Here is an 11,563-nt window from a genome sequence, read left to right on the forward strand (position 1 = left end):
AAGGTAATTGAACCTTGAATAAAGCCCTGTAAGAACACGAAAACCGGAATCACGGCCGCTGATTTAATCCCGTCCATGATGATATTAGCCCAAGTCACATCGGTACTTTCGTCCGCCTCTTTTATAATTGTCATCACAATACGCCCAAGGACAACCACAACGACTAACGATGTCGCAAAGGACAGGAAGATGGCATACCACGTTTTAACAATCGGCAAGCTTTGATTGGCTTGGTCAATGATTGCCTTACAGATGTTGAATAAACCGTCCAGCAAACCAGATAATGCCCATTCAAAAAATTTAGCAATCGCTCCCTGAACCAGTCCTGAAATATCACCTAAAACAAACATATCTATCACTTCCTTTTTTGCAATTCAAAACTCCCTAATCCGTTATCTGCTTTAGCAGACTTATTAATTGCTTTAGCCTTATAACCATCGCTAATTTGAGTTAATTCAAACTTTTGATTTTTCTCATCATCAGTATTTACTTTTAAATATTCTTTACCGGAAGTATTGCTGACTGAATAAGTGGCATTTACATTCATCAAAGGGCTTTCAATAATCATTGTTTTTTTATTGAATTGGGTTTTGTAGCTTTGACCTTTTTGGTTGAGATACCATTTGTTACTTTGCAAATCCTGTGCTGTAGACTTCCCACAAGCGGTAAGACCAACAACAATCAGCAACACTGTCATCACAGCGATTATATATTTCCGATATTTTTTCATTAATATGTCCTCCATTATCCAAGTAAGTTGTCATCGTCTGGCTCCTCTGTTTGACTATCTTTATTTGAAACTCTCTCTAAGTCGCTGTCTAGGCTGTCCTGTTGTTGTTCCTCCTCTGTTTGAGACATCTTGTTTGCGGCTTTTTTTTGAGCAGTCTCCTTTAATTTTGCTTTCCATTTCGCTACTCTTTGATGAAAGTTGGTTTCCTGGCTGGCTTCTGGTTGGCCTTGATACTCATTCTGTGACAGGTTAACCAAATGATCAGCCCCTGGAAATAGTTTAAATTGGAACGCTTTTGTCGCTTTGACTGGTCGCGCATTGCTAAAGATTAATAAGCTCTGATCTTCGGGCATACGCATAATTTCATCGGGTGTCATGAGTGAACGGCTCGTATAGCTATAACTATCGCTCTTGCTGTGGCTTTCTTCCTTGCTATGACTGGTACTCTCACTACCGGTTTCCACTTTTACGGTCGATTTACCTAACAAATCACTAAAGTATTTAGCGGTCACGTCATTAGCGGCATTCAAACAAATTTTAACGGCATGATTACCTAAGATACTCTCGGCCTTATCCTTGCCGTACAAAGCTTGGAGCTGGGTTAAGGTCTGACAAATGGTGGTGACACCAATGCCGTACCCTCGACACGTTGCTAAAAATTCTTCATACTTTGGGAATTTGCCTAAATTGACAAATTCATCAAGGATAAAGTCGACTTGGTGGGGCAATTTAGCGTGATGATCGGCGGCTAATTTGTATAATTCATCAAACAATTGTGAGAAAAACAGATTGATGAAGCTTTCATAGGTATTATCCATCACCGGAATAATCACATATAGCACAACTTTGGCTTTGCCAATCTCTTTTAAATCAAAATCTGAAAAGCTGGTAAAATCGGCCACTTCTTTGTCGACGAACTTCGAAATGGTCGCCAACAGGCTTTCAATAATGCTGGCTTTCATTTCCCCTTTGGCCTTTTTGAAACCTAACTCATAAGCGCGTCTCGCTGGATCAGACATGGTTAGATCAAGAAATAAGGTGTCTAACGGACTATCTGCACCCTTTTCCTCGGCTTCCACATCGTTTTCTTGCAATACTTGCGTTACGCCCGCCAAATTTCGTTGCTCTGGTGACCGGTGGTTCATGACAAACAGGATTAAAGCCTTCAAAAGCTGTCTTTGGGTACTAAACCACACATCTTTTTTGCCCTCGGCATTTTCACTCTGAACGATCTTCGTGGCGACGGTTTCAGCTTGAATATCCCGTTGAATATAATCAAAGGGGTTGTAGCGATCACTGTGCGCCATGTTGGCAAAGTTGACGACATGTACTTGATAGCCTTGGGCTAGTTTGATACCGGCCGTCTTTTCGTATAATTCACCTTTCGGGTCGGTTACGACAATGCTGTTCTCCGTTTCGTTAAACAGGTTGGTAATGACGACTGATTGGGTCTTATATGATCCAGGTCCCCCAACCACAAAGATATTCCGATTGGGTTTGGTGCTGTTATTCTGGTAAACAATCCGTTTATCCACGATCCCTAAAATCGTCCCATTCATGTTAATCCCCCCCTTTCGCTGACTTTTCTCGATCCACTAATGATTTGAGAATTTCTGCCTTGGTACTCTTGTTAAATGCTGTGGTGAGGTCTTTGGCATTGATACTAAAGTAATGGTCACTCAATTCTTTTAAATTCCCCCAGGTCGCACTCCCGTGGGTTTCAGTGTCCGCAGTTTCCCACGCTTTGTGCTTGCTATTGCGTTTCAAAGCAAAATAAATGGTGTACAGGACCACAGCGATACTGACGATAATTAATACCGGATTCTTTTGCCCCAAATACAAACTGTAATAGTGCCAGGGGTGTAAGACTAACTGTTTTAACACCGTTGGCATATGATCCGCAAATGCCAACTTATAGCGGGACAAGGCCATGACTGATCCAGCTAAAATCTCCGCTAAATACAAGCCAATGATTAGCGTTAGTAGATATGGCCAGCTGACTTTAACGCTGTTTAATAATTTGTCTTTCATCTAATCACCTACTATCTGTTTAATCCTTTGTTGGTTGGTACCGGAGTATCGTTGCTTGCCATGGATCAAGGTCGGTACTGACGTTAATTGATATTGTTGAATGTAATGCCGATTCTTTGGCTGATTCATGTTAATCAAGACGATGTTGTGACTGATTGCGTTGTGCCAATAAATCTGATGAAAAATAGCTTGGCAATCCGGGCAATCATCACGGTAAAAGAATAGAACTTTGTTGGCATGCTTAGCCAGCGTCACAACTGTTTTCTCTTTCTCAACATGGTTCACATAGCTATGACCTGCAAAGCCTAATACTGCAAGTATCACCACGATCACCGCTAGGGCTTTGCTTACTTTTTTAATCAAGGTCACTCGCTTTAAAACTGTTCCCAAGATTCTGTACATCAGTGATTCGATCCGTGGTGGTATCGAAAGTCACTTGATAAAGTACCGTCGCCTTTTGCCAGTCGTTGTCGCCACTCTTACTTTCGTAACTGACAACGGCCAAGCCTTTCATATTTTGCCCCTGCTTACTTTGCGTATACAGGTTCAGTTGATTTAACTTAGCTGAAACACTATTGCTATCACCATACGTGCCCTTATTTGAAAAGTATTGCTGATATAGCTTGTCGGAAATCAAGTCTTTCACGCCGTTTCTACGCTGACCGTAGGTCTTGGGCTTAAAGTTGTTCATGACCTTAAAGAACTTTGTGACTACCGTATTAAAGCTAAGTTCAGCCTGACTTTTGTCTTTATTATTTTGGTAGGTCTTATAACTGTCAATTTGGGTGCTCAATAACTGCTTTTGTTGGTTGGCTTTAGTCAATTGCTGGTTAACTTGGCGCTTCTGTTTTTGTAGCCGACTAATCTGCTGTTGCGCCTGCTTAACTTGGCTATGTTGATAGGCATTCGTTCCTAATGACATAACTAAGATCAAGCTGCCAATCACCACACTTAAAACCATGCTCCGCTTCATTTGTTTTCCCTCCTTACTTCTTGATTGGCCGGGCTAACGTTACATCACCACCATTTAGTAAGCTATAAAAGGCGGTGCTAAAGGTGCTTTCGTTAACCTTGTCGCCTACGCCACCTTGTTCAATGATTTTGGTGGCTTTACCTTGCCATTTGCCTAGCAGAATGGCAGTGTGCCCGTTGTTTCCGGCTCCCGCGCCTTGATTAACAATCACAATATCGCCGGCTTTCGCATCATTTTCACTGATCTGTTTCAAGTATTGATGGCTACCTTTGGCGTCACTGGCCATCGTGCCGGTAAACCAGCCCATGTTGGCCGGTACCTTGTAACCAGCTTTATTAAGCGCTAACCAGACAAAGCCCGAACAATCAGTTCCACCAGTTTTGCTGGGATTCTTTAAATCACTGCCTAAATCGGGGCCGGGGTGGGTTTGAACATAGTAGAAATCGCCTTTCATACTTTCCGCGTTTTTAACAATGCTGCCACCGGAATAGCTCGGGTCACTATCACAACCTAACTCGGTCAGATCGCCGGAACTCGCATTGTCTAACGTATTACCGGCCACGGGATCACTCGCCCCGAACACGGAATACCAATGATCGGCATAACCGTATCTTTGGCTTAAATACCATTGTTCCGGGTTTTTGCTCATGCCTTCATAATCCATTAACCAGGCTTTCGTCGCTTTGTGCACGTCCGTATATTTAAAGATCTGCTTGTTTGACGCATAGTAACTACTGTTCAATTCTTGATCGAGATAGTCCAACTGCACCCCGAGATTGGTTGCTGATTTGTTTTCTTTGTGGGCCAAGTCCTCCAACTTATCTTTTCGACCACCTAACCACTGGGCTAAGCCCGTGGCCCCGGAACTGGAATTAACGGACTTGGGATCAAGGCGACTTTCTAGCTGTAAGACCCCCAAGATACCAGCGGCTGCTTGTGGGGTGGCGCCATACTTCTGTTTCCAGTGTGCATAAATATTTTTGGCATTTTCCGTCATGCTCTTACTATCTAATTGCGTTTCTGTGGTGGTTGAATTATCACAACTGTTTTCTTGCAATTGACCTGTTACTGCCGCTATCAATAAGATAATCAGCAGAATGGCACCGCCCACAATATAGGCAATCAGCTTCCACTTCTTTTTCTTATATTCGAAGGCCATCGCCTGCATTTAATCACCCGCTTTAGCTTTGGTTTGATCAGCCTGCCTTTGGGCCGCCTTCTGATCGGCTTGAGCACTCTTTAAATCCGCTTTGGCCGCAGCCACCTTTTTGGCCTTAGCTTTATTCTTCTTACCATTAATTTTGTTGGCCTCGTCTAATGCCTTTTGGGCGGCGCTGACGTCACCTTTTGCTGAATTAAGCCTTAACAACGCCTTTAAATACTTAGCTTTAGCAGTATTCACCCCGGCTAACTTAGTTTGTGCCGTCTGTGCGTCTTGGGTGTCGTTATGGTCTAAATACGCTTGTCCCATTCTCAATAAAACATCAGCGTTCGTCGTAAAGGATAATTGGTTATTAAGCGTATTGGTATCATAATTAACAATCGCTTTTTCGAGTTTCAATTGATCTTTTTGCGTGCTTGTCGCCTTAGTTGGTAACTGCCAATTGGCAATCTGTCCGCTATCTTTGTTGGCATAAGCCGCATTAACAACCTTGTTCAACTGACTTGGGTCAACGTTTAAGGCTTGCTGGTACTGACGATGCTTTAAAAAGACACTGACTTGCTTAGTTAAAGGATAGCCGGCCCGTTTCATATCTTTTTGCGCTTCCGACCATTTTTGATCATTTAAAGCGGTCTGAATTTGACCGCTATATTTTAATCGCGTGACCTGGGCTTGGTTCTGGTTAGCTAAGCTTTGATATTGCCGTTCGTCACTTTTATGGACTAAACCGACAGCCAAAACGGCCACAATCGCCACTCCGGCCACGCTCAACCATAAACGTTGTTTGGTTTTCTGTTGGGCCGTTTCAACTGCCTGCCATTCGTGATAGCTCACAAAATCCTCAATGCCGTTAACCACTTCCCTTAACTCATTTAACGACGTAGCTTTAGCTACTTGTTGTAAATAGTCGTCCGGGTGCTTGGCCAGGGCTTCTTGAGGATTGCTTAATAGCCGTTCGTAAGGCGTCCCCGTCAAGCAAAACAGAATCAGTGCTTTGTATTTGGCTAAATTGCTATGCTTGTCATCATAAGGCATGAGTTCATTGGCCCGGTAGGCGTACCAAACATGTTGCATGGGGTAATACCACAGGTTAGCTGGGTTCAACGCAACGTGATACTGGCTATCGTTAACCACATTTTGCGCCATGATTTCCTTGGCAATTGCTGACCGGATTGCTTTATTTTCATGTGGTAATTCCTTTAATGATCTGACCTTATCCGGCAAGGTATAAGTTAAAACAACCTTCTGGCCTTGCTCAACCACGTTAACCAACTGTAAGAAATTGGCATCAGCTTCCTTTAATTCGTTTAGCTCACTCAACTGGTCATATCGAAATTGATTGTGATTGAGTTCGAGAATTAACTGGTTTCCCTGTCGCTTGAAGGTGCCAACCTCTATATTCAATAACTGGTTTGGTTTACTCATTTAAAGTCCCTCCTTCCTCCTCGGTGGTAGTTAAAGCGTCAATCTCACTAGGTGTTAAGACCACGCGCTTTTGATAGTCCGGCTGCCCGGCTGTCTCACGGTGATATTTTTCTTGGTAAGCTTCTGGGTCAATTAGCCGTAGTTCTTCTTCGGTCAACTCGACACGCATAAAGGCGCGTTGGCTACCATAGATCATCAGGGCTTCACCTTGTCTACGACGTTCTAATAACTTCTTTTCTTTATCCGAGAACGTCATACGCAATTTGGTAATCACATCATCAACGCCTTTACCGTCAAGACCAAAGAACACTTTGGTATAGGAGTTCCCAATAATGGCTTCACCAATGTTCTGCCCGGTATCTGTCGTTCCTTCAATTACATCTTGAATTTGCTGCGTTCCGGCAATCGCCCCAGCATTATACTTTCTAAACCGCTTGTAAGCTTGGTGGAAAAAGGTGGCGGCTGCTTTGTGCAAGGTCAAGAAATGAAATTCATCGACAAATAATTTCTTGCGGCTATGCCGATCTTTGGTAATTTCGTCCCATAGATACTGGAAAGTATTCAGATAGGCGGCTGATTGGACTTCCTGCTCACTTTGTAGCGGTTTTAAATCAAAGGAAATGATTTTCCCTTTTAAGTTAACGTTGGTATGGCCGTCAAATAAACTGTTAGAACCATGGGTATAACTGCCTAAGATGTAGTAGAAGTCTTTGACCCGATTGAATTTGTCGGCGTCCTTATCTGCCAATTTTTCCAACTCGTCATAAACATTGGATAAGGTCGGCCACTGATCGTCTTTAATTTCTTTTAAGCGGCTGTATTTCAAAACGCCACTGTTGACGTAAGCTTGTTTAACGACATCATCAAGGATTGCCAGTTCAACTTGGGTAATCCCGGTTTTAAGGACTTCAAAGAATCCCTTTAATCGCTGGATTTTATCTTTAACTAGTAAATCAAGGTTTGTGACCGCTTCATCGGCGCTTAAGATTTCTTCGGAAAAGATTTGGAGCGGGTTAATTTTGTACTTAGCATTAGAAGTTAGGTGCAGGACTGCCCCACCTAGGGCTTCGACAATTTTGGTATATTCATTTTCTGGATCAATAATGTAGAGTTGATAGTCTTGAATGGCGTAGCGTAGGATTTTTTGGATCATATAGGTGGTCTTGCCGACCCCCGAGGTCCCGATAATCACTTGATTTTGATTTAGGGTCTTGTTGCGATCCAACATATCTACGGCAATTAAGCTGTTGGTATCTTTGTTAACTCCTTCAATATCGCTTCTCGGCTTTAAGTCCAGAATTTCAGCGTCATCAAAAGGAAACATACTGCTGGCGACTTCGGTATTACTCTCTTTATAGGTGTAATCCCCCATGAGGTTCTCGTTAATTGGCATGGTTGACCAAAATGCTTGGAAAGTCGCTTTAACGGGCACTAAGGGCTTCATTTGTAGTTTAATCAACGTATTCTTAACGCTTTCGGTTAAGCCATCTAATTCTGCTAAACTGTTGGCCCGCAGATAAATCAGCATATGTTGGTACACAAATGTGGTAGAATTATCGAGGTATTTATCTAGTTGCATGTTGGCTGAATCAATATAGTTTTGCAGAATTTTCTTTTTATACGGGTCGAACGTATTTAACTTCTGCGCTTCCTTGTTTTGAATCGTCTTCTTGTAATAGGTAATCATTGAATTGTTACTGGCGCTGTCGATATATTGCACAATATCGATAACGCCTTTTTTGCGCTTCAATTCTGACAACCAGTTGCCGTAAACCCGCTTGGGATAGTCAGCGATCGCTAACACCCGAATAAAATTCTCGCCCGACTGGACGTAGGTGGGGTACTGTTCCCAGCTGAACGGAAATAGTGAATGCAAGCTATCGCGATCAATCAGCTTGGTAAAATCCTCAACCTCCGGTTTGGGCTTACTACCCGTTTGGTCGCTGTTGCCTTGGTTATGCTCTTTTTTAGTTGGCATAAATAAATCAATGACCTTATCACCAAAACTCATCCTGTTGCCCCCTATCCATTAAAATTGATCAAGTTCTTTAAAATCTCTTGGACTTCTTGACTAGTCAAAACTTTGGCCGTCACATCAAAATCCGTTAATGCATTTTCAATGTCTCGTTTAACCTGTTCGATCTTTTCGTCTAAATGAGTGACGGCTAAGTTTAAGCTTTTAACGCTCTTGTCTTTAATCGGTACCTTAACGATTAGCAGATGTTGCTTAGTTGTCATGTTTTTGGATTCTTGGACTTTAGTAAAGTGATCCAAGTAACTGGCTATGAGCTGGATTTTGAACTGTTGCTCCGGGTGGTCTTTTTGTAAGGCGAGATACCGCCGTTTGAGACCATTGAGATAAGCCGTCATATTGACGGGAATCGTCGGTTCTAAGAACTGTAATGTGTCATCAACGCCTTCACCTAAGGTACTCATGAGAAACGCACCATAGTCCTCAAAAACGTCTTGCTGTTCGGTTTCATTAAGTAGATCCAGGTTGATCCCACTAACTTCCAAAATGCCAACGAGATTACCCGTTTTGGTAACTTCGTAATTACCATACATACCCACCACCAAGCTCATGTCATCAATGGTTTCTTTGCCACCATTGATTTTGGGCGGTTGGTAATCCCAATCTAGCCTGGCTGATTTATTGGCGGTTTTGTTCTTCTTCAAACGCATTTAGTTCACCTCGCTTCTTCGGTTTTAAATAAAACAGTTTCTGACCATTGGCATAGCGGCGTTTCAGCTTAAAGTTATCCCGCACTTTAATATTCTTCCGCGCCGCAACTGGTCGAATTGTTAAAATAGCCATGACAATCGTCATGGCTAAGACAACAATCACTATTTTTATCAGGACTAAGATCAGACCATAGGGTGGGATCGCAATAAAAATTAAGCCCACTAGTCCTGCCAGTCCCGCTACGCCAAAATCCTTCAAGGTGTAGTCTTTCCAGATCCCGTAGTCTTTATCTACGTTTTCTGGGAAGATAAATTCTTTCCCTTTCTTCATTTGGCAGGCTCCTTTTTAAATTAAGTGAATAGGCTGTAAACCCAAGGTAATAGCCAGATAATGGCTGCCGCTAAGGCCACTAAACCAGCCACCCGGCCAACCGCGTGATAAACTTCTGATTTCTCTCGCGGATCGTCTGCGTCAGGCATTCTTTTGATAATAATAAATAGCGCGACACAAATCCCAACTAAAACGACCAAGCCAGTTAAAATACCTTGAATCGTCTTACCAGCGCTGGTTAGCTTGCTTTTAACTTCGCCACCGTCCGCCGCCAAAACAACCTGGGCGTTCATCAAGCCCAAATAAATCGCAGTAGCTCCAGTAGTTGCTAACGCTTTTACTTTGTTGAACTTCATGTTATTCCTCCTTTCCGTCTTCCTGTGACCGTAATTGAACCGATTCTGCCTGCGTTTCTTCTGGCTCACGCTGATAGAACTTGTTCAATTGTTCCTCGGCAATTTGCTGGCTTGGTAATGGATCCGTGGCTAATTTGACGCGGCCGTTTTCACTCGTGGCTAAGTAATACTCTTTTTCTGACTGGCCTAATTCTTGGGCCTCTAAGACATGCAAATTATGTTCGTAACGACCTAAGGCGTTATCAACTTCTAAGCCATAGAAGCCTAAGAAGCCTTCCAGGAAACTCTCACCAAAAAAGGTCATTTCATTTTTGATCTGCTTATATTGATGGGTCGGTTTGTCACTCACCAATTTTTCGGTCTTTTTAGCATTTTGACGGTCTTGATGGCGATTAAACCAGCCACTAAGTTTTAATGGCGGAGTTTTTAGCTGACGTTTAACCGTCTTCTTAATCATTGCTCGGCGAACTTCATCGATTGGCTGCCCATCTTGATCTAAAATTGCTTGTAGCTGCTTTTGATCAGTTAATGCTTGGTCATTATCAACCATAATTGCCTTTTGCTCATCATGAACTAACTTGCCATTAATGCCTTGCCAGCTTTCTACTTTCATTGGATCACCTCCTAAAAAAAAAACGCGTTAGGGACGCTAAACAACTAGCTTTCCCCTAACCCGCCCAGTAAAATGGATTGTTAGGAGGGTGACACCTAGAATCGTAACTTCCAGGTGCTGATCCCCGTTAGCAACTCTACTGCTGACGAGGACGCCCTCTTTTTTTATGTGGTTTTTAATCCATTCAATGCCATCTTCAGATATTAATTTAACTTTGCCCGTTTCCATGAGCATTTCACTTGGCAACTCGTTAGGGTGCCGTCTTAACCAAACACTCACGTACGTACTACCTCGTTCAAGCTTGAGACTAGCTTGAGCTAAGCTAAACCATTCCTGTTTCTTTGTCACATGTGAATACTCCTTTCCCTATATTATGGGTTCATTGTACCATTAAATGAGCACGTTGGTGCACTTTTAATTTTACATTTAGATTACAAGTGCATGCCCCCATCTTCATGCCGGTTTCGAGTTTGGTGTTGCCGTTGCTTTTTCGTCATTTCCCACTCAGTCTCCTTTAAACCTTGCGCCTGTTTTTGCCGTTCGTAATCTTCATCACGGGCATATAGGGCGGTCATGATTGCGTTACTAAAGGCCGTCTTTAAGTAGTAGCTTGGACTAACTGGCTTGTAGTTCAGTGGTTGATAATGTCCGATATTTGCTTTTCTGTACTGGTCGTCCTTGGCTTGTTGCCCTTTTAACTGTTTTTGGATTTTCTCGATCTGACTGTTCTTAATCGTCGGATCGGCTTTGCATTCGCCAAAAAAGAGTTGTTTAGTGCCATCATGCTTTAAAACCCGTTGTAAGTGATGATTTTCTAACTGATCTAAGCTAAGCTGTCCCGATAAATAAGCTAGTCCTTGTTGATGTTCTTGGGGACTGAACACCTGTGGTGGATTTGCTTGCCACTGTTCAATCGTTTCGGCCTGACATGGCTTTAAAACAGGATCATAGTACATCACGGCTGTATAGGCTTGTTCCTGTTTAATCATTGGTAATTCATTAAAATTGCCGTTAGGAAAGGCTCTTCTTAAAACTTCCTGGTATTGGGTTTGAATAACTTGCTTAACAGCCATGATTGTTCGCAAATCTTTGACTGCGCGAGTAATCTTTTGCTGCTCGGTTGGTGAATACTTTTCTAGTAGACCTTGATCAACGTGTTCTAGATTTTCTAAGCTATCATCATGAATCATCAGCGTATATTTAAGCTCGATTTTGACTTCCTTTTCTTGTTGCATTAATAACTGCCAGCTGGTATATGGC

General features: G+C 42.6%; 13 protein-coding genes and 2 pseudogenes. All 15 read right to left on the bottom strand.

Translation table 11 applies throughout. The annotated features are described in order from the left end of the window. A pseudogene (locus BLP58_RS10635) lies at window positions 1–350 on the bottom strand (conjugal transfer protein TrbL family protein); the annotation flags it as partial. A gap of 5 nt (window positions 351–355) precedes the next feature. Further along, complete coding sequence (locus tag BLP58_RS10640; protein ID WP_013855351.1) at window positions 356–730, bottom strand: hypothetical protein; 375 nt, start codon at window positions 728–730, stop codon at window positions 356–358. Between the two features lie 14 nt (window positions 731–744). Further along, window positions 745–2,289: a VirD4-like conjugal transfer protein, CD1115 family gene (locus BLP58_RS10645; RefSeq protein WP_025084235.1), complete on the bottom strand. Its 1,545-nt coding sequence runs from the start codon at window positions 2,287–2,289 to the stop codon at window positions 745–747. Window position 2,290: 1 nt separating this feature from the next. Continuing rightward, entirely contained in the window at window positions 2,291–2,761 is a 471-nt protein-coding gene (locus BLP58_RS10650) for a hypothetical protein (RefSeq protein WP_013855349.1), read from the bottom strand. Next, window positions 2,762–3,130 (bottom strand): thioredoxin family protein, encoded by a 369-nt coding sequence (locus BLP58_RS10655; protein ID WP_025084234.1) that lies wholly within the window; start codon window positions 3,128–3,130, stop codon window positions 2,762–2,764. Further along, window positions 3,117–3,734 (bottom strand): SadB/YajI family lipoprotein, encoded by a 618-nt coding sequence (locus BLP58_RS10660; protein WP_013855347.1) that lies wholly within the window; start codon window positions 3,732–3,734, stop codon window positions 3,117–3,119. The genes BLP58_RS10655 and BLP58_RS10660 overlap by 14 nt, the downstream gene beginning before the upstream one ends. Window positions 3,735–3,747: 13 nt before the next feature. Next, the gene (locus BLP58_RS10665) at window positions 3,748–4,902 is read right to left on the bottom strand and encodes a phage tail tip lysozyme (protein WP_013855346.1); all 1,155 of its coding nucleotides are present in this window, start codon (window positions 4,900–4,902) and stop codon (window positions 3,748–3,750) included. Beyond that, window positions 4,903–6,321, bottom strand: a complete 1,419-nt coding sequence (locus BLP58_RS10670) for a type VII secretion protein EssB/YukC (RefSeq protein WP_013855345.1) — start codon at window positions 6,319–6,321, stop codon at window positions 4,903–4,905. It abuts the gene before it with no gap. Further along, complete coding sequence (locus tag BLP58_RS10675) at window positions 6,314–8,332, bottom strand: VirB4 family type IV secretion system protein (RefSeq protein WP_003625641.1); 2,019 nt, start codon at window positions 8,330–8,332, stop codon at window positions 6,314–6,316. Before BLP58_RS10675 ends, BLP58_RS10670 begins: the two co-directional genes overlap by 8 nt. Window positions 8,333–8,343: 11 nt before the next feature. Beyond that, a complete protein-coding gene (gene trsD, locus BLP58_RS10680) occupies window positions 8,344–9,003 on the bottom strand; it encodes a TrsD/TraD family conjugative transfer protein (protein ID WP_003625639.1) in 660 nt (219 codons plus the stop codon). Further along, window positions 8,972–9,334, bottom strand: a complete 363-nt coding sequence (locus BLP58_RS10685; RefSeq protein ID WP_003625636.1) for a hypothetical protein — start codon at window positions 9,332–9,334, stop codon at window positions 8,972–8,974. Before BLP58_RS10685 ends, trsD begins: the two co-directional genes overlap by 32 nt. A 20-nt stretch (window positions 9,335–9,354) precedes the next feature. Further along, complete coding sequence (locus tag BLP58_RS10690) at window positions 9,355–9,690, bottom strand: CagC family type IV secretion system protein (RefSeq protein WP_013855344.1); 336 nt, start codon at window positions 9,688–9,690, stop codon at window positions 9,355–9,357. Window position 9,691: 1 nt separating this feature from the next. After that, the gene (locus BLP58_RS10695) at window positions 9,692–10,303 is read right to left on the bottom strand and encodes a hypothetical protein (protein WP_013855343.1); all 612 of its coding nucleotides are present in this window, start codon (window positions 10,301–10,303) and stop codon (window positions 9,692–9,694) included. Window positions 10,304–10,339: 36 nt separating this feature from the next. Beyond that, window positions 10,340–10,651: a hypothetical protein gene (locus BLP58_RS12505; RefSeq protein WP_013855342.1), complete on the bottom strand. Its 312-nt coding sequence runs from the start codon at window positions 10,649–10,651 to the stop codon at window positions 10,340–10,342. 83 nt (window positions 10,652–10,734) lie between these two features. Continuing rightward, window positions 10,735–11,563, bottom strand: a pseudogene (locus BLP58_RS10705) (MobQ family relaxase); the annotation flags it as partial.

This window comes from Lactobacillus kefiranofaciens (assembly GCF_900103655.1).
Classification (GTDB): Bacteria; Bacillota; Bacilli; order Lactobacillales; family Lactobacillaceae; genus Lactobacillus; species Lactobacillus kefiranofaciens.